Raw genomic sequence first — 21,508 nt, forward strand, 5'->3', positions numbered from 1 at the left:
CCACACAGATTGATATAGGTCTATATTTTTAAAGAACATTTCTAACTCACTTGAAGCTAAGCTTCTCGTCGTTAGGGGTGCGAATCTTACGCTTCCCAGCTGGATAGTCAAGAGGTTTTTTCAAACTTTCTTTTTACCTTCCAGACCGACTCTTCTTTGTGACTTTCGTCTCATTCCGTGTCGATGAGGCGGCATTATAGAGATCAATCACTTGATGACAAGCCTTTTTTTGAAATTAATTCTCGTTTGCTTAAAATGCCATCAAAAGGCCGTTTTGCCGATAAAAATCCAACATTTGAAATACATCACATCAATTAATTGGAAAAATCCCTCTCAACTACGTAATATTCTTATATCTATTTATTAACGATAGATGCCATTATTCGCAATTAAGAAAAGTAGTATTTATATATGGATTCTAAAAAATCAATCTTTATGGTGATCGCAGTAGCTGTATTAGGGGGAATTATATTCTCTCAACTAGCAGTATCACCAGCTCTCGCGTTTGTTATTGGTGTGGTTGCCACTTTTTTCGTCGTAAAGCTTTCCACCTCTACACCTAAACAAGTATCCGAATCATCGAATTCCACTAAAACGCTCTATGTAGGGAATCTACCTTATAAAGCCAACGAATCTCACGTCAGAGATTTGTTTGGTGAATATGGTGAAGTCTTTGCCGTGAGATTAATGAAGGATAAAAGAACAGGAAAGCGCCGAGGCTTTGGGTTTGTTGTTATGGCAAGCTCTGATGTCGATGCCGCGATTAGTGCTATCAATGAGAAAGACTATATGCAGCGCACATTAAAAGTACGTGTTGCCAATGACCCTAAGCATCCTGAAGGGGAAATAATTGAATAGGTGGAAAGCCTAACAATTGTATTGCTTTATTTAGTGCCGCCTCCTCTTCAGGGGGCGCACTACAAAACATGGCCATCTCTCCTGCCTGTTTATATTGAATCCTATCTCCTAACAAACACTCTACTCTTCGTGCTATTGCTTCTCCAGAATCAATCAATTCAACATTCTCACCCAGCGCAACCCCAATCTCCTCTTTCAATAAGGGAAAATGCGTACACCCCAATACAGCGACATCAATACAGCCATTGAGAGTAGATAAAATCTGGTTAACCTCCTCCTGCGCTATTTTCTCGCCTCTTAGCTTACTTTCCGCCAATTCAACCAAACGTGTAGATCCTAGTAATTTAACTTCTCTATCGGTAGAAAAGTCCCGAATAAGATCATGCGTGTATTGTCTAGTAATCGTCGCGGGGGTAGCAATCAAGGCCACCGCTGTCTTTGATAACAATGACGCAGGTTTAATAGCAGGCACAACGCCTACAACAGGGGTAGAGGTTTGTTGACGTAAATGAGGCAACACAATAGTGCTCGCGGTATTACAGGCGATAACAATGATATCAACCGTTCTAGTGGTCAACATGCGCTTGATAAGCGTGCAGGTTCTATCGATTAAAGTCTCTTGACTCAATTCGCCGTACGGGTAGGCTTCGTTATCAAACAAATAGATGTAGTTCTCTAAAGGAAGTCGGGTATAAATTTCCTGAAAAACGGATAAGCCACCGACCCCAGAGTCAAAGATAAGGATATTTTTTCTATTTGTTAGATTCGACATCGCAATTAAACATTAATGGGGTTCTCATCAATCATACTGAGAACCATCAAGAGCGTAAACCAGGTAGTTTTCAATCTGACACAACTTTGTAGCGGAGATGACTAAATCGCTCACCCGTCTCAATGGCGTCATACTGAAGAGTAATCGGTGTGGAAAAGTATCGAGAATTTACCACTAGGGTATGAAACTCTCCATCCTCTCCACAGGGATCAACATTTTTAGGCAGAGCATCAATTAAATCACGAGAATAGACTTGCCCACATAACTCTTCAGGCAATACACCTCTATCTACTGTAACCATCACTGTCTCGATGCCACGCTGTATGATTTCATTCGCGAGATCATGGCTATCTTGCCCCAGCAATGGAAACACCGCTTCATAACCAGCTGGCTCGACATAGCTTTTGCGATAGTCGACAATGCCATTACAAAACATATCGCCAAACGCGATTCCGTCAACCACTAATCCCGAGGACTTTATACCTTGGATGACGAGGGATTGATAAATTTCATTCGAAGGGAAAACCTCTGGCAACTCAATCGCCACTAATGGCAAATCCAGTCTTTGTGCTTGCATCTTCACGACATTCAATGGCGTAACTTGAAATGGAACTTCGCCATTCACATGAGTCGTGTACAAACCAACAACATGATAGTGCTCAGATTCGATTAAGCGTTCTAACGTTAACGTAGAGTCTTTGCCAGAAGACCAACTGATTATGACGTTTTTCATAAAATAAATATGGGCGCTGGGCGCCCATCCTCATTAAAATTTATATCCAGCAGTAGCGAAAAAATTACGTCCCTGGGCTTTGTAATAATTACCGTTAGAACCTAATGCTGTGAATATCTCCTCATCAAACAAGTTATTTGCTTTTAAAGAGACGTCAAACTGTGAATTGATTTGGTAACCCAAAGCAATATCTACGGTGAGGTAAGGGTCTAACGTTCCACCGGCTTTATCTTTTCGTTCACCTACATAATTGGCAATCAATGCAGTACTGAAGTCATCATAAGTAAAGTCCGAAACTAGCTTATAGTTTTGCTTTGCTCGGCGAATCAATTGAGACCCATCTTTCTCATTAACAGGATCTTTAAAATCAGCTGATATCCGATGGTTAACCAACCATGTAGAGAACTTAGCTTGGAGCTCTATTCCTTTTACTGAGGCATTGTCGACATTGCTTGGTGTCCATATTCCAGATTGATTAGGAGCCCAATCAATTAAGTCCTTGATATCAGTCTGATAAGCAGAGATTTCCCACTCAATCAATTGATGGTAGCCTCGAATTCCCAACTCTGAAGATTGAGATGTTTCTGGCTTTAGGTTTTCATTACCTGCATTAGGCCAGTACAAATCGTTAAAAGTAGGCGCCTTGAACGCACTTCCGGAGCTTGCAAGTATTTGAACTGAATCAGTCACAAAATAACCCGCACCTACATTCCAAGTATTATGATTTCCAAAAGCACTATCTTCATCACGACGAACACTTCCATCTAAAGTGATTTTGTCATACTCAAACAAAGCCGTCATAAAAGCAGCTTTGTTATCTTTAGATGTTTTTCCATAGTCTTGAGTATTCGATCCACCTCGATTGGCTTTTTCTAAATAATAATCGAGACCTGCATTGAGAGTGATGTACTTAAAACCAGTGTAAGTATTTGCCCATAATATTGAATTTCTTGTCGACGTTAACTCTGACTTGGCCGCTGTTCCTGCAGCGTCTCCATCTTTTCCATTATTGTAACTAGTACTAACTTGGAACTCAGATAGATAACTTTCGTTTTTATAGTTAACTTCACCGGCCAGCTGATAATTATTAGATTCACTTTCTTGCTTTGAACCATCAAAACTATTGGCATATTCGACATGAGACAACGAAGATAAACCATTAAACTTCAGTGACCAATTATCATCAATAATATGCTTTAGGTTGCCTATTACGACCTGGCTATCATACCCATGTGAGTCACTTTCTGGTGACATTTGATAAATATTATAACCATCGCTTCTCTCTGCTTGGAGAGTGATGCCACCAGTTGTATTTTCAGATATTGCTCCTGTTGAACGCCATCCCAATTGTTTAGTGTTGTTCGACCCATACCCAACTCTGGCTTCATGATTATCAGTTGATGATGCGGTCGTTATATTAATAACACCACCAATTGCATCGGAACCATAGACTGCAGCCCTAGGTCCACGCACCACCTCAATTCTCTCAATGGCAAATGCTGGAATCAACCCAATAGAAGCACCACCGTTGGTCGCTGAATTCAATCTAACGCCATCAAGTAACACCAATGCATGCTTCGTCAGTGTTCCTCTAATATAAATGCTTGTCTCTTGAGCATTACCGCCTGAAGAATTGATTTCAATTCCTGGGACAGTTTTTAAGACGTCAAGAATACTGTTTGCTTTAATTGTCTCAATATCTGCACGAGTCATTACCGTAGTCGAAGCTAAAACCGAAGACTTTGTTTGTTCTACCCTGTTCGCCGTCACAATCATAGTGTCATCGGCTGTTGAAGCAGGAGCTTGCTCTTGCGCCAGTGAAAAAGAAGCATAAGAAGAGAGCGATGCAGCCACTGCTATCGCCAAAAAAGATTTGTTCATTTTTATATTATCCTAATCGCGTAAGTCCTTCCGAGCCGCTCACATTATTATTTGTTGAGTTAACGACCTGGTTGCTGGCAGGTATTCGGACTTGAGAGCACAAGACTAACCATCTTATCTACGACTCGACTTCCCGTAACGATCTACAGTGTCTAATGAGTTTTCGTTCTCTCTTACCGCTGCGCGTCAGTTCTGGATTTACACCAGATTCCCTATTACGTGAGGTTCCATTTAACATCTCACACCAGCTAGGTCGAAATGGTATTCACAGAATGGTTACTTGTCTATATCAGATTGAACTAACCTATAAATATCCTGTTTTATTGGTAAACAAGCATGGGAAAAACTGGACAACGACAGGAGATTGAATAAAATCTGCCCTCTTCATCAATACACATTACCGACGATAGGCAATTATCATGGCAAATCTCGACTTCACACCTGAAGGCTACCAAGTTCAGCTAGAAGAAAAAGCACAACGTTTAACTACGATGATGTCCCCGTACTCTGCGCCAGAACTTGAAATTTTTACGTCTCCAGAAAAGCATTATCGCATGCGTGCTGAATTTAGAATTTGGCATGAGGGTGACGACATGTACTACGTCATGTTTGACCAAGAAACTCGTCAAAAATATCGTGTTGACCAATTTCCTGCGGCAAGCCGACTCATCAATGATTTAATGCCTTTGCTAATAGAGGCGATGAAAGGTAACGACGCCCTAAGAAAAAAATTGTTCCAGGTCGATTTTCTATCCACCTTAAGCGGAGAGGTATTAGTTTCACTACTGTACCATCGCCAACTAGATGAAGAATGGAAACAAGAAGCGACAGCATTAAAGCAGCGTTTGAATGATGAAGGATTCAAGCTCAACCTAATTGGTCGCGCACGAAAAATGAAAATCGTCCTTGATCAAGACTATGTACTCGAAACGCTTCAGGTGCATGACAAACCTTTTACCTATCAACAGGTAGAAAATAGCTTCACCCAGCCTAACGGCCCTGTGGCTCAAAAAATGTTGGAATGGGCCGTTGATTGTACTCAAGAAAGCTCCGGTGATCTGTTAGAGCTTTATTGTGGTAACGGTAACTTCTCATTAGCACTTGCTCAGAACTTTGAACGCGTATTAGCGACTGAGCTTGCTAAACCTTCGGTGGATTCAGCGCAGTTCAATATCGCGGCTAATAAAATTGATAACGTACAGATTGTTCGTATGTCAGCTGAAGATTTTACTGAAGCGATGGAAGGTAAACGGGAGTTTCGCCGCTTAAAGCAACAAAACATCGACCTAAAAAGCTATAATTGCAATACCATTTTCGTTGATCCACCACGCTCTGGAATGGATATCGACACCTGTAAAATGGTCCAAGGCTATGAACGAATTCTCTACATATCTTGTAATCCAGACACACTGAAAGACAACCTTGATGTACTCAGTGAAACCCATACGATTACTCGCTTTGCGCTATTCGATCAATTCCCGTTCACACACCACACCGAGGCCGGTGTCATGCTAGAACGGAAAACAAAATAATAAATTTTGATCAAAAAAAACGAGCCGTACGGCTCGTTTTTTTATTTGCGTGTATTTTTTAAGCTTCTTTCATGATGTAGCCGAGCTTCTTACCGATCCAGAACAACAACACGAGAACAACAATAATCGCGAAAAAGTTCCCACCGGCATCCGGGTATTGAGCTTTAGTAAATGCTGAATGACCAAAAGCACCCACAAAGAATGCGGCTAAACCAACCATTGGAAAGTCTTCAGGGATTGGGTTCTTTAAATACTCTTGATACAGAGCTTGCAGTGATAGCACGAGTGCAATCAAAGGAAAAATAGAGAATACTACTTCGCTAATCGTCAACCAAGACAACATCGCGTTACCACACATACCAGCAATCAACGCCAATACGAGTGTTTTTTTACCGCTGTTATTACTTTCAGAGGAAATTTCTTTAGACATTAGTTCGACCCTTCTTTTAGACGGTTTCGTTCACGTTCTTTACGATACCAGTATGCGCCCTTGGCCACGATTCTTAATTGGACAATCAACCTTTCAGCGAGTTCATATCTTTCCACCTTACTCAGATCTAGAGCCTCGGCGCCAGAGCTGAATACCAAAATAACCGATGCTTCAGCTTGAGCAAACGCCTCATCACGGTCCATTCCTGTGCTCACCAAATACTCGGTCAGCTCGGCAGAAAAATGCTGCATTTCCCTCACTACTGCTGCACGAAATTCAAACGATGTTCCCGAACGCTCTCTTAACAACAGTCGAAAGACGTTTGGACTACTCGCGATGAACTCCATGAAGGTTTCAACCGAGGTGCGAATCACACTGCCTTCTTTGACAATACGTTGCCGTGCTTGTCGCATTAACTGCCTAAGCAGCAAGCCTCCTTCGTCTACCATGGTGAGACCCAGTTCATCCATGTCTTTGAAGTGGCGATAAAAAGAAGTCGGTGCAATCCCCGCTTCTCGAGCCACTTCGCGCAAGCTCAAATTCGAAAAACTGCGGTCAGCACTGAGTTGGCTGAAAGCAGCATCAATCAATGAACGACGCGTTTTTTCTTTTTGTTGTGCACGGATTCCCATTGATTTCATGTTTAACCTAGGTGTACTTGTTGTTTACCATTTATAACGGTAATCGTGGGAGAGCCAATAATATAGCGCGAATAGCCACTTTGTATAAGTGTCGATAAAGGGATTTTTGCCAAAACCTTTTACATATCTCACATCACTTTGTAAGCAATCGCAACTCGGTTACGCTCAATATTAAAATATCTGAATACGTGTCATGCTGTCATTTAGGCGTAAAGTCCGTGATCACTCACACTGTATCGCCTCTGGTTCATTTACCTACGTTAATAATACGTTAGAATCCCGATAACATAAATTTACGTAATGTTAATTACCAATATCGTTCATCATCTTGGATTAACGCCCCCCTCCCACTCATCAGCAATCTTTCACACGAGAAGGGGATAGGCTTGGTATTATTAGCAAAAAGAGGATTACTTTATGAGTCGCTCCAAACACTTTGATGCCATTGTTATTGGTAGTGGTCCAGGTGGCGAAGGTGCCGCTATGGGTTTGACCAAGGCAGGTCTAAACGTCGCGATCATAGAAAAAGAAGCAAGTGTCGGCGGTGGTTGTACACACTGGGGGACTATCCCATCTAAAGCACTCCGTCATGCCGTGAGTCGTATTATCGAATTCAATAGCAACCCACTGTTTTGCCATAACAATACCAGCTTGCACTCAACATTTTCCAATATTCTCGGTCACGCCAAATCGGTGATCGATAAACAGACCCGTTTACGTCAAGGATTTTACGACCGCAACGAATGCAGCCTTCTATTTGGCACTGCACGTTTTCTTGACGAAAAAACATTAGAAGTCACCAAGAAAGACGGCACTATCGATACCTATACTGCCGACAAGTTTGTTATCGCAACTGGTTCACGTCCTTATCGACCAAGTGATGTCGACTTTGATCACTCACGTATCTACGACAGTGACTCTATTTTATCACTGGAACACGACCCACGTCATATCATCATCTATGGTGCTGGCGTTATTGGTTGTGAATATGCCTCCGTATTCCGAGGCCTGGGTGTAAAGACAGACCTCATCAATACACGAGATCGACTACTGGCATTTCTCGACAATGAAATGTCTGACTCTTTATCTTATCACTTTTGGAACAGTGGCATGATGATTCGCAATGACGAAACCTATGCGAAAATAGAGGGTACCGAAGATGGCGTTGTCGTACACCTAAATTCAGGTAAAAAGATGCGAGCCGATTGCATCTTATTTGCCAACGGACGGACTGGTAATACCGATGCCCTTAATCTATCTTCGGTGGGTTTGACGCCGGATTCTCGTGGGCAATTAAAGGTAGACGGAAACTATCAGACAGAAATCGATAACATCTATGCCGTAGGAGATGTCATTGGCTACCCAAGCCTTGCCAGTGCCGCCTATGACCAAGGTCGATTTGTCGCCCAAGCTATTACACAAGGCGAAGCAGAGGGTACCCTTATCGAGGATATTCCAACCGGGATCTATACGATTCCAGAGATCAGCTCAGTGGGTAAAACCGAGCAAGAGTTGACGGAAGCAAAAGTACCGTATGAAGTGGGGCGCTCTTCATTCAAACACCTTGCTCGAGCACAGATTGCGGGTAAGGATATCGGCAGTTTAAAGATACTATTCCATAGAGAAACCAAAGAAATATTGGGCATACATTGTTTTGGTGAGCGTGCTGCAGAGATCATTCATATTGGACAAGCTATTATGGAACAAAAAGGTGACGCGAATACCATCGAGTATTTTGTGAATACCACATTTAACTACCCGACGATGGCTGAAGCCTACCGGGTTGCAGCGCTCAATGGTTTAAACCGTTTATTCTAAATACAAACAACCCAAACTGCATTTAGATCATGATAGGACGAAAGCTATTTCGTCCTATCTCCTTCCTCCAAGATACCCAGCTAACCCTTTATCTATAAGGTATCGAATCAATAATAGCTAAGCCTCGAGAAACTCGCCTTTACGCCACTGTAGTATAAAGATCATGGCTAACCCTACGCCTCTCATCAGCATAAAACCGAGCATTGAGAACCATAGTGCGTGGTTGCCCCAACCTGAAAAAAGCGCAAACATAGCAAAGAAGCAGCAGGTTGCGATAAACATACTATTACGCATTTCTCGCCCTTTGGTTGCTCCTATAAATATGCCATCAAATAAAAAACACCACATCGACACAAGCGGCATCGCTATTAGCCAAGGGAGATAATGTTGGGCCTGAAGCTGAACGGTATCAATGGAGGTGATCATCGCAATCAAGCTTGCACCGAAAAGCCAAAAGAGCAGGGTTAACACGCAACAGATCACTAAACTCCAGAAAAAGGTACCGATTAACGACTCAACCAATTCACCGCGATTCCGCGCCCCCATCGCTTTGCCGACCATCGCTTCCATCGCATAGGCGAACCCATCCATGCCATAAGAAATAATCATGAGAAAACTCATTAATACCGCATTGGCCGCCACGATATCATCGCCAAACGCAGCGCCTTGGAAAGTCATAAAGCTGAACGTCGCTTGCAAGCATAGTGAACGTAAAAATATATCTCGGTTGAGCCGTACAAATCGCGCTAGGTCCTGCGTAGCTTCTGTATATAAAGAAACCAACGTTGGTAGATTTTGGGCTTTCCATGTCTTGCGAACACACAATAAGCCAAATAAACAGCCACTATAATCGGCAATCACCGAGGCCAATGCCGCCCCCTCCACTTGCCATTCAAAACCAATCACAAAAATGACATCAAGCACAATATTGACGACATTCGTAATCAGTACCATCCACATTGGTGCTTTGGCGTTTTGCGTCCCAAGTAACCAACCTAAAAGCACAAAGTTCATCAATGCGGCAGGCGCGCTCCAGGCTCGAACCACAAAGTATTGAGCGCCATAATGCTTAACCTGTTCACTCGCGCTGCTTAATGAAAAAACAGCATCTGACACCCAAGAATGAAACAACAAGAAAATGGCGGCAAAACCTAGGGCCATCACGCTGCCTTGCACAAAAACTAGGGCGAGTTGACGCTGATCTTGACCACCAAACGCTTGCGCAGTTAACCCTGTCGTGGACATTCGAAGAAAACCAAGCAACCAGAATGTCACGCTGATCATCGTACTGCCTAAAGCGACACCGCCTAGGTACCAAGCGTGTTCGAGGTGACCAATGACCGCCGCGTCCACCAAGCCGAGTAATGGGACCGTGATATTAGACAGCACCATAGGTATAGCAAGTAAGAGTACTCTGCGATGCAAGTCGAGATGAAACAAAGAATGGAAGGGATTGGACGGCACGTCGACCTCGATACCTCACCATGTTTTGAGCAATCATGGTGAATAAACACAATAAAGGTGCTTATGGTATCGCTAAACGCACGTTGTAAACAGGGCGAACAACTTTAATTCCTTTCACGTTTACCAATGAATATTGACCACATTAGGCGTAAGTCGATTTTTATAATTAGGTAACTTAGCCAATATTCTTTGCCAGCGACTCCAGCGCTGACAGTGCTGGTCGATGGGTGAAACTAAGATTGCGCGATGGATCCAGGGTAACCAATTCAGTAGTGACTGAGTCGCATTTTTAAAGCCATGAGCATAATCTTCACAGCCCATTTTCATACCTAAACGGCTCTGACTATGATCGCCCGCTAACACGACACATGCTTGTGCATGTTGAAAATGACAACCGATCGATTGAATGAAATGAGCGACTCGATTCTCTCTGCGATCAAGTAATGCCTGTTCACATACCACTAATATTGGCTGAGATTGTTCATTTGGTAGTTCTTGCAACCATGACATGTCATCAATCGAGCCGCACATAAGTTGGTAGCGCTCACTTCGATGGAATAAGCGCTGACGCCAAACTAAATGCTCATTGGTATCAATCTCAATCCATCGGCAACGGCCATTGTCGAGTCGATAAAAGCGCGTATCTAATCCAGCACCAACGTTTATCACCCACCCATTAGGATTTACTTCTAAAAAGCGCTTAACGTGTAAATCGCAAACCTGCGTTAATGTTGCATGTAATAGCTGGCTTTGATCAATATTCCCAGATAGGCAATCCGATGCAAGATGACAACGACGACACGCGTATGACGCGATGGGATCGTAGACTAGCCCATCGTCTAACAAGCTTTCACGACTTCTGAACCATAGTGGTCTCAGTAATTTTGCCGGAACATTCAGATGTTTACTTTCGGGTTGCTTGGTCGTTCTCATTTGTCACCCTCCATAGAGATGAAAATGATAATCGATATCAACAATCATCGCAAGTTAAATGATATAAACTCTCATTTAACTTATTGGAGACGTAAAAAAAGCGACAGAATAACCTGTCGCTTTCTATCGCCAGATGGCGAAACCGGTCAGCATTGACTAATGCCTCACAAATATCCATTTATTATTATTGCTTCCACTGCTAATTCTTGTTGGTCATCGTCCTGATGCGTTTTCGTAATCCCTAGCAAAACCATCTGCGAGAGTTCTTCCTAAACCCTGTCCCTAATATTTCTCAACCGTGAGATAGGTTACCATCCGTGTCAACTTGAACTCCAAGTCCAAGTTCTCCATCTATTCTTCTTAGCTTCCAAGCCAAGCATCCCTGGTCGTCTTCATGACGCCTAATCCTTGGGCCGACGTCCTGTCGACAGCGATTAATTTACTAGAACACTCAATGAAAACAACCTGCACAAAAGAATTCACACTTTCAATTCTAAAATAAAAAAAAGAAATCTTATAATTCATAACGTTAAAATAAGCGCTTACTTTTAGACGAAGAAACTATGGCGAATGTCGCACAAAGTCTCCAGATAAATAGCCTTTCTTTACTCATGACAAAGAGTGTGGATGAATGCTCAAGCTCACAAAAGCACAAAGCCCTTCAAGAGAAGGGCTTTGTGTGCTCGGATACTGGCAATAAAAGAAACAAACGTTGGACTACTGTTTTCTAACCTAGAGTGTTCGAAACGATGTCAAACTGTCGGTTAATGCAGGCCACCAACGTATTTCGACAACGTTGTAATATCTTCGTCGTTCAATTTTTTTGCGATATCTCGCATCATAGCATTCATATCGTTTTCTCGATCGCCGCTACGGAATTTTTCTAACTGAGATTGAATGTAATCAGCATGTTGCCCAGAGATCTTTGGAAAACCTGAAAGTTCAGTGCCATTCCCTCTTGGTCCATGACAAGCAATACAAGCCGTAATCCCACGTTCTGCATCGCCTGCCGTATACAAGGTTTTACCTTGTGCAACCACATTTTCGGGAGTGCTGTTGGCAGAGATTGGCATCGACGCATAATACGCGGCCAAATCAGACATGTCCTCTTCAGATAATGGCATTGCCATTGCACCCATTACAGGTTCATAACGGCCTTGCTTACCCGCACTCGTCATACCTAGCTTTAGGTCTTTTAATTGCTTTTCGATGTATTTTGCATGCTGACCGGCGATTTTAGGGTACATCGCCAACTGACTATTACCGTCAGCACCATGACACGCAACACAGGTTTGAGATTTTGCTTTACCAGCTTCAATATTACCTTCAGCCCATACTGAACAGCTGGCTACAAGGCTCAAGATTAGCGCTAATTTTTTCATGACATTCCATTATAATTATTAAGCTTCCAGTACCACTATCCATCAGAGTTACGTCGTTATTATTATTCGTTTGACGAGCAAAATAAGGTAACTCGGGCAATTAACACCGTTCATGGTACAATGTGTGGCCATATGCCGAGCACGGTTATTTTACACAATTTCACAAAAAAGTAATCAATCGACTACACAAAGTCGAGATGGAGTTAACAGTGAGCGTAAAAATTCATTATCAAAACACGCATTTCATAACAAGTGCGCCCGATATCCGTCATTTGCCAGAAGATGAAGGTATCGAAATTGCGTTTGCAGGACGCTCCAACGCAGGTAAGTCAAGTTCGTTGAATCGACTCACCAACCAAAGAAGTTTAGCAAAAACCAGTAAAACACCTGGTCGTACTCAGCTTATTAACCTTTTCAAAGTGGATGAAGGGTGTCATATCGTCGATCTACCGGGTTATGGCTTTGCACAAGTCCCGTTGGAATTGAAAAAGAAATGGCAGCGATCGCTAGGTGAATACTTACAAAAGCGTAAATCCCTAAAAGGATTGGTTGTACTCATGGATATTCGCCATCCAATGAAAGATCTCGACCAACAACTTATTGTTTGGGCCGTTGAGTCTAATATCCCTGTCCAAGTTTTGTTAACAAAAGCAGATAAGCTAAAAAGTGGGGCTCGCAACGCTCAGATACTTAAGATTCGAGAGCAAGCTGAAGCGACATTTGATGGCGATGTTCAGGTAGATGGATTTTCGTCATTAAAAGGCTTAGGTGTCGAACAACTACGTCGTAAGCTTGATACCTGGTTTGCGCCAGCATTTGAGGTGATAGCAGAGGATGAAGAATTAGATCAAAACGAAGCGTCGCAATCAGAAGATTGAGGCGCGTAAAAAGCACAATGCGAACAACGTATTTTGCGAAGTAAACCCATACGATAGAAACAAAACGCCCCGCCGTCCTGGCAGGGCAATGGGAGAGAGAAGATTTAGTTATTGTTTGATGCAAGAGTCCATCAAAATAGCTATTTATTCAATTCAAAGGTCTGCAAAGTGTGACCTCTTCAACTCTCCCTCTTTACATCCTGCCTTGTATCAAACTCAAAAAATAAAAACTTATTTCAACATATTCAATGCGTTAATAATTTAACCACTAAAAATCACGTAACTTGATTTCAATCTGAAATTATTAAAAGTGTGAAGGTTGTTTAATTACAGGAATAACTGAGTTCGTAAAAGGAGATGAATAGTAAAACAAGGTGAAGGCATGAAAGATAATGGGATTATTTTTCTTTCGCACAAGAAAAAACGCCCCAGTCAAATACTGACTGGGGCGGCTGAATCAGCCTAATCCAATAACGTGAAACAAAAGGTCTGAAAGATAGAACATCTTACCTCTGTACCCTACGCAACCAATGTACAACAACTGATCTAAAAATGAAACTAATTTTGTAGTTTATTTTCACTATAGTTTTATTAACACACCGAATATTTTCTCTTTAAATAACTTTATTATTGATAAAAAAAAGCCAGCGTTTGTGCGCTGGCTCATGAATTACGCTAGAAATTGCTCAATAATTGACTAGTGAGCCTGATCCCAGTTATCACCATGACCACTATCCGCGACAAGAGGCACCGCTAAGTCTGCTGCAGATTCCATCAACTTTTGTATTTTACTTTCAATTTCGCCTAAGAATGACGATTCTACTTCAAATACCAGTTCATCATGAACCTGCATTAGAATTCGAACTTTACCATCACCCTCATTTTCTACCCATTCATCAACCAGTAGCATTGCCTTTTTAATGATATCGGCTGCCGTGCCTTGCATCGGTGCGTTTATCGCTGCACGCTCAGCCGCTTTACGTCGCATCGCATTACGAGATTTAATCTCGGGAAGATGCAGACGACGACCAAAAATAGTTTCAACATAACCATTCTCAGATGCAGCCGAGCGAGTGTCTTCCATATATTGCATCACACCAGGATAACGCTCAAAGTACGTATCCATATATTCTTGGGCTTCTCGACGAGGGATACCTAACTGTTTAGATAATCCAAACGCACTCATTCCATAAATAAGGCCAAAGTTAATGGCTTTTGCTCGGCGACGCTGTTCAGTCGAGACGTTCTCAATATCTACACCAAGAATCTCTGCAGCGGTTGCAGCATGGATATCCTTACCATGTTTAAAGGCATCTAAAAGAGCCGGATCTCCAGATAAATGCGCCATAATTCTCAATTCAATTTGGGAATAATCGACCGCGAGAATTTTCCACCCATGCGGAGCCACAAATGCTTGGCGAATACGACGTCCTTCTTCATTCCTAATAGGGATATTCTGTAGATTTGGATCGGTGGAGGATAAACGCCCCGTCGCGGTTACGGCCTGATGGTATGAGGTATGAACTCTTCCCGTTTCAGCATTAATCATTTTTGGTAACTTATCGGTATAAGTCGATTTTAGTTTTGCCAGTCCACGATACTCTAAGATCAACTTTGGTAATGGATAGTCAAGGGCCAACTCTTGTAATACTTCTTCATTCGTCGAAGCGGCACCTGACGGCGTTTTCTTAATTACAGGTAACGCCATTTTTTCAAATAAAATCGCTTGCAGTTGTTTTGGCGAACTCAGGTTGAACTCTTGTCCTGCCACTTCATAGGCTTCTTTCTCTAATTCATCCAGCCTAAGCGCCAATTCTTGAGATTGAGCACCTAGCAGCATGTCATCAATCAGTACGCCAGTTCTCTCAATGCGAGACAGTACAGGGACCAGTGGAACTTCTATTTCTTTATAGATACGCTGCAAGGCTTCATTTTTTTCTAGTTCAGCATTCAAACGCTGGTGAAGTCTAAGCGTTACATCAGCATCCTCTGCGGCATAAGGAGAGGCTACATCTAATTCTATTTGATTGAATGTCAGTTGGGATTTGCCTTTACCTGCCACTTGCTCGAATGAAATGCAGCTATGTTGTAGGAATCTTAATGCCAAACTATCCATGTCGTGCTTACCACCGACACTGTTGTACACATAAGACGCGAGCATCGTATCAAACTCAATGCCCTTGAGTTCAATATCGTAACGCGCTAATACACTCGCATCGTACTTTAGATTTTGACCGACTTTCTTTAGACTCTCATCCTCAAGTAACGGCTTAAGCTGGGCAAGCACCCAATCACGATCAAGTTGCTCTGGCGCACCCATATAGTCATGAGCCACAGGCAGGTAAGCGGCAACGCCTTCTTCTGTCGCAAAGGACAAGCCTATAAGATTCGCGACCATATAATTTAGGCTGTCAGTTTCGGTATCAATAGCGAATACAGGGCAGGATTTTAATTTTTCAATCCAGACTGCAAACTGCTCTTGCGTCAAAATGGTCTCGTAACGGCTACGATCGACCGTCACCGCAGACACATCCATCTCGGATTCCGCCTGAGTAGAAGACGGGTTTGAGCGATTTGCTGCACTCCCATCCGCCACCACTTCACCTGTCCCGCCTTCCAGCAGTTCATTCAACCACGATTTAAAAGTCAACTGGGCAAAAAGCGCCGTCAACTCATCGGTATTAGGGGTCTGTTTTAATAACTCTTCCGGTTTATAGTCAAGCTCAACATCCAGCTTAATCGTGGCCAGGTCATAAGACAGCGTTGCATTTTCTTTATGTTCAATAAGCTTTTTAGCCATGGTTTTAGAGCCACGGAAGCCTAACGCTGCAATATCATCAAGGCGCTCGTAAATATGCTTGATACTACCGATACCTTGCAATAAAGCCGTCGCTGTTTTATCCCCCACCCCAGGAATACCTGGTATGTTATCGACCTTATCCCCCATTAGGGCAAGGTAATCGATGATCAATTCAGGTGGAATACCAAATTTTTCGATGACACCTTCCGTATCCATCACGACATTCGTCATGGTATTGATCAACGTGACGTTTTCATCAACCAGCTGCGCCATATCTTTATCACCAGTACTTATTAATACTGGCATACCGGCTTGGGAAGCTTGGTGAGCCAACGTACCAATCACATCATCGGCCTCGACACCCGGGACACAAATTAACGGTAGGCCCATCGCTCGAATCACGTTGTGTAGGGGTTCGATCTGGCAACGAAGATCATCCGGCATTGGCGGTCGGTTAGCCTTGTACTCAGGATACATCTCATCACGAAATGTTTTACCTTTGGCATCAAACACAACAGCAATACGATCAGAAGCAAACTGTCGCATCATGCTTCGCAGCATATTCACTACACCATAAACCGCATTCGTTGGTATCTCACCGTTACTCATGGTTTCAGGGTAAGCGTGGAATGCACGATAAAGATAAGAAGAGCCATCAATGAGAATCAGCGGGTTGTCTGGTATATGAGCCATGTCTAGTCATCCAAGATTGGGGGATTTCGTATAAGGATGCCACGTCTGTTTATACTATGCTACGACCTTTCACTGGTTAGATACACAGCGCTAGAATTTTACTCTCTCCAACGGTGCTAAGAACTGTGGATAAGTCTGTTTATAGTGTTGTTAACGTAAAAGAATAACTTTGCGAGCATTTACAAAAACACATCGTAACAATATGTTTTAAAAGGAAAATAATACAGATCAAAGCCGCTCAATATGATCCTCTGCGGATCACGTAATGTGGAAAACCATTTTGAAGGTAAACCTCAGCAGGTAGGATAATGTGCTGAAGTGCATTGCTGATAGAACGAACAATTTTTAGATAGAAAAAAAGCGACATCATAGATGTCGCCTAGCATAATTGAAGGAGGGGTATCTCTAATTTGAGACCAACTACCCAACCAAACGCTATAAATACACTGGAAGCAATGTGAGCAATGTCGTGTCAAAAAAGAATCCAACTTATGATTTTTGAGTACTACCGCATAATGCGGTGAGGGCTCAGTAAAACAAAAAGTGTTTCCCCTTAAGACAAGATAATAGTAATCGTTCTCATTTAAGTCGTCAAGCCTTAATTGCGAATAGTTATCACTTACTGTCATTGCTCACATCGAATAGACATTTACTAAACATAATCCGCGAATCAACAAGTGGGGTTCTCTTGTCAACCCCTTCAATTAAATAGCCATTTTTAAGCAATAAGCGCAGCATAGAAGGATACTGGTTGCGTGATTTAACCGTTATCTTCTTATATTCATGCTCCTTTACCCACTTTTCCTGGTAGTCCAAGAGGGCTTGTGCGACGCCACGGTGACGAGCGTGGCGAGCGACACCACCAAACCAGCTATAAAATATCGTCGAATCAATCTCATAACCGATCTTAAATCCTAGTAATTGCCCATCATGTTCAGCGACAAGAACCAAACCACGTTTATTGCCAAGGCGAGACTGCAAACTTATTACGGTTTCCTTGTGAACAAACTCGTCCACGTCTTCAACAACCGACACAACCTCAGCTAAGCTTCCTTCACGAACTAACATTTCGACCTCGATAAAAAAAGGCCAGCAAATGCCGACCTTTTCCAGACTATTTGTCATTAACTAACGAAGATGAGAACTTGCCTCACCATTTTCTTCTGCAAGCCACTCTGCCACGTCTTTGGCAAAATAAGTTAAAATGCCATCGGCACCCGCTCGCTTAAAACACACTAAGGATTCCAGCACGGTTTCGCGCTCTTTAAGCCAACCATTTTCAATTGCCGCTTTGTGCATCGCGTACTCACCAGACACCTGATAAGCAAACGTCGGGACTTGTAATTCACTTTTCACGCGACGGACGATATCTAAGTATGGCATGCCGGGCTTCACCATTACCATATCAGCGCCTTCATTGATGTCCATTGCCACTTCGTGCAACGCCTCATCACTGTTCGCGGGATCCATCTGGTAGTTTTTCTTGTCGCCACCCTTCAAATTTGAGGCTGAACCGACTGCATCACGAAATGGCCCATAATAGTTAGACGCATACTTGGCTGAGTAAGCCATAATTTGGGTGTGAATATAACCGGCGTCTTCTAACGCTTCACGAATTCGTCCAATACGGCCATCCATCATATCCGATGGAGCCACAACATCCGCCCCCGCCTCAGCGTGAGACAAAGCCTGCTTAATAAGAACTTCTGTCGTTTCATCGTTCTGAACATAGCCACTGTCATCAATAATGCCATCTTGGCCATGCGTGGTGAACGGATCAAGCGCCACATCGGTAATCACCCCCATGTCAGGCACATTTTGCTTGAGCAGTTTAACGGCTCTTTGAACAAGCCCTTCTGGGTTATAAGCTTCCGCGGCGCAAATGCTTTTGGCATCTTGGTTCACAACAGGGAACAAAGCAATCGCAGGCACACCCAACTTGGCGAGGTACTCGGCCTCTTCTAGCATCAAGTCGATAGATAAACGCTCGACACCTGGCATGGATTCCACCGATTCACGACGATTTTTTCCCATTAAAATAAACATAGGATAAATTAGATCATCTACTGAAATCTGGTTTTCCGCCATCAAACGACGGCTAAAATCGTGCTTGCGCAAACGGCGCATACGTCTTGCTGGAAATTGACCTTGAATCGATACAGACACCTTGCTCTCCTTGTCTGGAAAATGCGAAAACTAAGCATATCACTCTCAAGTCATCATGCTAGTAGTAAAACAGCAAAATGCTCATCCAAAACGACAACCTAACGTCCGATCCGCTCATCGATTTTCGTTAGCGTCACTTGTGTATATACTTACGCTATTATTTACACACTTAAGCAGCCTTTTAATGATCGATACCCACGCCCACATATACGCAGAAGAATTTGATGCTGATAGAGACGATGTTGTAAAGCGCGCTCTCGCAGCAGGTGTAAAACAAATATTGCTACCCAATATTGACCTCAACTCTATAAAACCGATGCTTGAGACTGAAGCCGCCTACCCATCGGTATGTCGCTCCATGATGGGATTGCACCCTTGTTATGTCGATGGCAACGTGAAAGAGACCTTGAATGAGATTCTGGGCTGGTTTGATAAACACAATTTTATCGCTGTGGGGGAGATTGGTATCGACCTATACTGGGACAAGACCTACAAGGCTGAGCAAGAATATGCTTTTATCACTCAGTTAAACTGGGCAAAAGAACGCGGCCTTCCTGTTGTGATTCACACTCGAGACTCAATTGAAGAGACCCTAACGTTATTAAAAAAAGAGCAAGACGGCACACTGCAAGGCGTCTTCCACTGTTTTGGTGGGAGCCTAGAAGAAGCCAAAGCGATCAACGCTCTCGGTTTTCATTTAGGGTTAGGGGGGGTATCAACATTTAAAAATTCCGGAATGGATAAGGTTATCCCTGAATTGGATATGGACTGGGTCATCCTTGAAACAGATTGTCCATATTTAGCGCCAGTTCCTCATCGCGGAAAACGTAATGAACCGGCTTATACGTCGTTGGTTTTAGAACGTATTGCACAATGTCGTGACAGTGATTCTCAGTCATTGATCAATATTACGACTCAAAATGCTAAGGCACTATTCCAGCTTTAACAGTGCGAGGTCATTCGTAATACCACCGACACCTGAAAATAAAAAAACGGCCATTCGGCCGTTTTTTTATTCTTCTTCTTGCTCATCGAGGTCATCTTTTTTACGGGTATAAAATCTCGCAAAAAATAACCCAACCTCAAACAGCAGACACATAGGGATCGCGAGCAACGTTTGAGAGATCAAATCTGGAGGCGTGAGCATCATACCCACAACAAATGCCCCAACCACAATATAAGGGCGTTTCTCTTTCAGACTTTCCACATCGGTTGCGCCAGTCCAACACAATAGAATGATCGCGACAGGCACTTCAAATGCGATACCAAAGGCTAAAAAGAGCGCCAAGACAAAATCGAGGTAACTCGAAATATCCGTCGCAAAATCAACACCATCAAGAGAGATAGCGGTAAAGAAACTAAAGACAAGTGGAAAAACAACAAAATACGCAAAAGCAACGCCGCAGTAAAAAAGCAACGAGCTAGAAAACATCAGTGGCATCACCAAGCGTCTCTCATGCTTATACAAGCCAGGCGCAACAAACGACCAGACCTGATGCAAAATAAACGGAACTGCGATAAAAACAGAGGCGACTAACGTCAGTTTTAATGGCGTAAAGAATGGTGAGGCAACATCCGTAGCAATCATCGTTGCGCCAGCAGGCAAGCGCTCAACTAAAGGTTTAGACACGAAATCATAGATATCGCCAGAAAAATAAATTAAGCAGAGAAAAACAACCAATACCGATGCAATGGCACGTAACAGTCGATTTCTCAGTTCAAGTAAATGACTGATCAAAGGTTGCGTCTGTTCGACGGTAGACATGAGAACCTCAAAGAAATAGGAAGATGACTAAGTATGGGCGATCTTCGATATACAAAAAAATAAGGGCGAATCATCCGCCCCTATTCAACTTTTTTATCTGGAGACTCATTTTCCGCAGGCTTAACATCAGCAGCCACTGAAGATGCTTCCTCAGTGGTTCCCACCTTATCTTTCGCATAAGGACGAGTGACGTCTTGTGCTGCACGCTTTAATTCTTCTACAGAACTTTTAAGCTCTGGAGACAGGTCTTCCATGCCCATTTTTTCAGCTTTACGCAAATTGTCTTGTAACTCTTGAACCTTCAACTCATGTGAAAGTTCATCTTTGACATTATTTGCCATGCTCTTTGCTGAACTAATAAAGCGAGAAACACTGCGAATTGCCGTGGGTAAACGCTCAGGTCCGAGGACAACTAAACCAACCACAGATATGAGTACCAGTTCCCAAAAACCGATATCAAACACAGATTAACCCTGCTCTTTGTCTTTCTTAGTTTCCATTGGTTCTGCTTGAGCCTCTGTTTTTTGTTGCTCAAGATTCTTTGGTTCAAAATCCGCATCGTTTTCTTTGGATTTTGCTGAAGATTTCTCTGAAGACTCTTCTTCACTCATTGCTTTTTTGAAACCTTTGACTGCACCACCTAAGTCACCACCAATACCGCGTAGTTTCTTGGTGCCAAATAGCAATACAACGATGACAGCAATAATAAGAAGTTGCCAGATACTAATACCACCCATTTTCTTTACCTCGGGTCTTACTCAA

Annotated in this window: 19 protein-coding genes and 1 riboswitch; of the genes, 5 read left to right on the top strand and 14 right to left on the bottom strand. The window is 42.9% G+C overall.

All coding sequences use genetic code 11. From position 1 onward, the window contains the following. Positions 1 to 411: 411 nt before the first annotated feature. Positions 412 to 858, top strand: a complete 447-nt coding sequence (locus tag AB4405_RS21475; RefSeq protein ID WP_372062760.1) for an RNA recognition motif domain-containing protein — start codon at positions 412 to 414, stop codon at positions 856 to 858. Here the strand turns inward: AB4405_RS21475 and murI are convergent. From murI to AB4405_RS21490, 3 genes are all read right to left on the bottom strand, one after another. Further along, a complete protein-coding gene (gene murI / locus AB4405_RS21480) occupies positions 827 to 1,630 on the bottom strand; it encodes a glutamate racemase (RefSeq protein ID WP_372062761.1) in 804 nt (267 codons plus the stop codon). The genes AB4405_RS21475 and murI overlap by 32 nt on opposite strands. A 70-nt stretch (positions 1,631 to 1,700) precedes the next feature. Further along, a complete protein-coding gene (locus AB4405_RS21485) occupies positions 1,701 to 2,363 on the bottom strand; it encodes an ATPase (protein WP_372062762.1) in 663 nt (220 codons plus the stop codon). A 33-nt stretch (positions 2,364 to 2,396) separates the two neighbouring features. Then, positions 2,397 to 4,244 carry a TonB-dependent receptor domain-containing protein gene (locus AB4405_RS21490; RefSeq protein WP_372062763.1) on the bottom strand — a complete coding sequence of 616 codons (1,848 nt, stop codon included), beginning with the start codon at positions 4,242 to 4,244 and terminating at the stop codon, positions 2,397 to 2,399. A 58-nt stretch (positions 4,245 to 4,302) separates the two neighbouring features. Continuing rightward, positions 4,303 to 4,508: riboswitch (cobalamin riboswitch) on the bottom strand. 155 nt (positions 4,509 to 4,663) lie between these two features. Between AB4405_RS21490 and trmA the strand changes: the two genes are divergently transcribed. Continuing rightward, complete coding sequence (trmA, locus tag AB4405_RS21495) at positions 4,664 to 5,776, top strand: tRNA (uridine(54)-C5)-methyltransferase TrmA (protein WP_102470929.1); 1,113 nt, start codon at positions 4,664 to 4,666, stop codon at positions 5,774 to 5,776. Between the two features lie 58 nt (positions 5,777 to 5,834). Here the strand turns inward: trmA and AB4405_RS21500 are convergent, their stop codons facing one another. Both AB4405_RS21500 and fabR read right to left on the bottom strand, forming a co-directional pair. Continuing rightward, on the bottom strand, positions 5,835 to 6,206 hold the full coding sequence (locus tag AB4405_RS21500) for a YijD family membrane protein (protein ID WP_102470928.1): 372 nt from the start codon (positions 6,204 to 6,206) through the stop codon (positions 5,835 to 5,837). Further along, positions 6,206 to 6,847: an HTH-type transcriptional repressor FabR gene (gene fabR, locus AB4405_RS21505; protein ID WP_102470927.1), complete on the bottom strand. Its 642-nt coding sequence runs from the start codon at positions 6,845 to 6,847 to the stop codon at positions 6,206 to 6,208. The genes AB4405_RS21500 and fabR overlap by 1 nt, the downstream gene beginning before the upstream one ends. Positions 6,848 to 7,264: 417 nt before the next feature. On the opposite strand from fabR, the gene sthA reads away from it, so the two are divergent. After that, positions 7,265 to 8,665 carry a Si-specific NAD(P)(+) transhydrogenase gene (gene sthA / locus AB4405_RS21510; RefSeq protein WP_372062764.1) on the top strand — a complete coding sequence of 467 codons (1,401 nt, stop codon included), beginning with the start codon at positions 7,265 to 7,267 and terminating at the stop codon, positions 8,663 to 8,665. Positions 8,666 to 8,782: 117 nt separating this feature from the next. Here the strand turns inward: sthA and dinF are convergent, their stop codons facing one another. From dinF to AB4405_RS21525, 3 genes are all read right to left on the bottom strand, one after another. After that, entirely contained in the window at positions 8,783 to 10,129 is a 1,347-nt protein-coding gene (gene dinF, locus AB4405_RS21515) for an MATE family efflux transporter DinF (protein ID WP_372062765.1), read from the bottom strand. A 120-nt stretch (positions 10,130 to 10,249) separates the two neighbouring features. Then, entirely contained in the window at positions 10,250 to 11,062 is an 813-nt protein-coding gene (locus AB4405_RS21520; protein ID WP_372062766.1) for a class I SAM-dependent methyltransferase, read from the bottom strand. A gap of 764 nt (positions 11,063 to 11,826) precedes the next feature. Next, positions 11,827 to 12,444 carry a cytochrome c gene (locus AB4405_RS21525; RefSeq protein ID WP_102470923.1) on the bottom strand — a complete coding sequence of 206 codons (618 nt, stop codon included), beginning with the start codon at positions 12,442 to 12,444 and terminating at the stop codon, positions 11,827 to 11,829. A 197-nt stretch (positions 12,445 to 12,641) separates the two neighbouring features. Between AB4405_RS21525 and yihA the strand changes: the two genes are divergently transcribed. Continuing rightward, positions 12,642 to 13,322 carry a ribosome biogenesis GTP-binding protein YihA/YsxC gene (yihA, locus tag AB4405_RS21530; RefSeq protein WP_198593073.1) on the top strand — a complete coding sequence of 227 codons (681 nt, stop codon included), beginning with the start codon at positions 12,642 to 12,644 and terminating at the stop codon, positions 13,320 to 13,322. A gap of 697 nt (positions 13,323 to 14,019) precedes the next feature. Here the strand turns inward: yihA and polA are convergent. The 3 genes from polA to hemB form a co-directional block, all read right to left on the bottom strand. After that, positions 14,020 to 16,815 (bottom strand): DNA polymerase I, encoded by a 2,796-nt coding sequence (gene polA, locus AB4405_RS21535; protein WP_372062767.1) that lies wholly within the window; start codon positions 16,813 to 16,815, stop codon positions 14,020 to 14,022. 615 nt (positions 16,816 to 17,430) lie between these two features. Next, positions 17,431 to 17,883 carry a GNAT family N-acetyltransferase gene (locus AB4405_RS21540; protein WP_372062768.1) on the bottom strand — a complete coding sequence of 151 codons (453 nt, stop codon included), beginning with the start codon at positions 17,881 to 17,883 and terminating at the stop codon, positions 17,431 to 17,433. Between the two features lie 60 nt (positions 17,884 to 17,943). Then, positions 17,944 to 18,981 carry a porphobilinogen synthase gene (gene hemB, locus AB4405_RS21545; RefSeq protein WP_372062769.1) on the bottom strand — a complete coding sequence of 346 codons (1,038 nt, stop codon included), beginning with the start codon at positions 18,979 to 18,981 and terminating at the stop codon, positions 17,944 to 17,946. Between the two features lie 184 nt (positions 18,982 to 19,165). Here hemB and AB4405_RS21550 point away from each other — a divergent pair, with 184 nt between their 5' ends. Then, positions 19,166 to 19,927: a TatD family hydrolase gene (locus AB4405_RS21550; RefSeq protein WP_372062770.1), complete on the top strand. Its 762-nt coding sequence runs from the start codon at positions 19,166 to 19,168 to the stop codon at positions 19,925 to 19,927. 66 nt (positions 19,928 to 19,993) lie between these two features. Here AB4405_RS21550 and tatC read toward each other — a convergent pair whose 3' ends face one another. The 3 genes from tatC to tatA all read right to left on the bottom strand — a co-directional run bounded on the left by tatC (position 19,994) and on the right by tatA (position 21,483). Beyond that, a complete protein-coding gene (gene tatC, locus AB4405_RS21555) occupies positions 19,994 to 20,746 on the bottom strand; it encodes a twin-arginine translocase subunit TatC (protein ID WP_372062771.1) in 753 nt (250 codons plus the stop codon). A gap of 80 nt (positions 20,747 to 20,826) precedes the next feature. Next, complete coding sequence (tatB, locus tag AB4405_RS21560) at positions 20,827 to 21,210, bottom strand: Sec-independent protein translocase protein TatB (RefSeq protein ID WP_372062772.1); 384 nt, start codon at positions 21,208 to 21,210, stop codon at positions 20,827 to 20,829. A 3-nt stretch (positions 21,211 to 21,213) separates the two neighbouring features. Next, positions 21,214 to 21,483, bottom strand: coding sequence for a Sec-independent protein translocase subunit TatA (gene tatA, locus AB4405_RS21565; protein WP_102470918.1), 270 nt, complete (start codon positions 21,481 to 21,483; stop codon positions 21,214 to 21,216). Positions 21,484 to 21,508: the final 25 nt, after the last annotated feature.

The organism is Vibrio sp. 10N.261.51.F12 (assembly GCF_041471725.1).
GTDB lineage: Bacteria > Pseudomonadota > Gammaproteobacteria > Enterobacterales > Vibrionaceae > Vibrio.

Bases quoted from the DNA above. Each gene is read 5' to 3' on its own strand.
- AB4405_RS21475 (WP_372062760.1), top strand. From the start codon at position 412: ATGGATTCTAAAAAATCAATCTTTATGGTGATCGCAGTAGCTGTATTA.
- murI (WP_372062761.1), bottom strand. From the start codon at position 1,630: ATGTCGAATCTAACAAATAGAAAAAATATCCTTATCTTTGACTCTGGG.
- AB4405_RS21485 (WP_372062762.1), bottom strand. From the start codon at position 2,363: ATGAAAAACGTCATAATCAGTTGGTCTTCTGGCAAAGACTCTACGTTA.
- AB4405_RS21490 (WP_372062763.1), bottom strand. From the start codon at position 4,244: ATGAACAAATCTTTTTTGGCGATAGCAGTGGCTGCATCGCTCTCTTCT.
- trmA (WP_102470929.1), top strand. From the start codon at position 4,664: ATGGCAAATCTCGACTTCACACCTGAAGGCTACCAAGTTCAGCTAGAA.
- AB4405_RS21500 (WP_102470928.1), bottom strand. From the start codon at position 6,206: ATGTCTAAAGAAATTTCCTCTGAAAGTAATAACAGCGGTAAAAAAACA.
- fabR (WP_102470927.1), bottom strand. From the start codon at position 6,847: ATGAAATCAATGGGAATCCGTGCACAACAAAAAGAAAAAACGCGTCGT.
- sthA (WP_372062764.1), top strand. From the start codon at position 7,265: ATGAGTCGCTCCAAACACTTTGATGCCATTGTTATTGGTAGTGGTCCA.
- AB4405_RS21520 (WP_372062766.1), bottom strand. From the start codon at position 11,062: ATGAGAACGACCAAGCAACCCGAAAGTAAACATCTGAATGTTCCGGCA.
- AB4405_RS21525 (WP_102470923.1), bottom strand. From the start codon at position 12,444: ATGAAAAAATTAGCGCTAATCTTGAGCCTTGTAGCCAGCTGTTCAGTA.
- yihA (WP_198593073.1), top strand. From the start codon at position 12,642: ATGGAGTTAACAGTGAGCGTAAAAATTCATTATCAAAACACGCATTTC.
- polA (WP_372062767.1), bottom strand. From the start codon at position 16,815: ATGGCTCATATACCAGACAACCCGCTGATTCTCATTGATGGCTCTTCT.
- AB4405_RS21540 (WP_372062768.1), bottom strand. From the start codon at position 17,883: ATGTTAGTTCGTGAAGGAAGCTTAGCTGAGGTTGTGTCGGTTGTTGAA.
- AB4405_RS21550 (WP_372062770.1), top strand. From the start codon at position 19,166: ATGATCGATACCCACGCCCACATATACGCAGAAGAATTTGATGCTGAT.
- tatC (WP_372062771.1), bottom strand. From the start codon at position 20,746: ATGTCTACCGTCGAACAGACGCAACCTTTGATCAGTCATTTACTTGAA.
- tatA (WP_102470918.1), bottom strand. From the start codon at position 21,483: ATGGGTGGTATTAGTATCTGGCAACTTCTTATTATTGCTGTCATCGTT.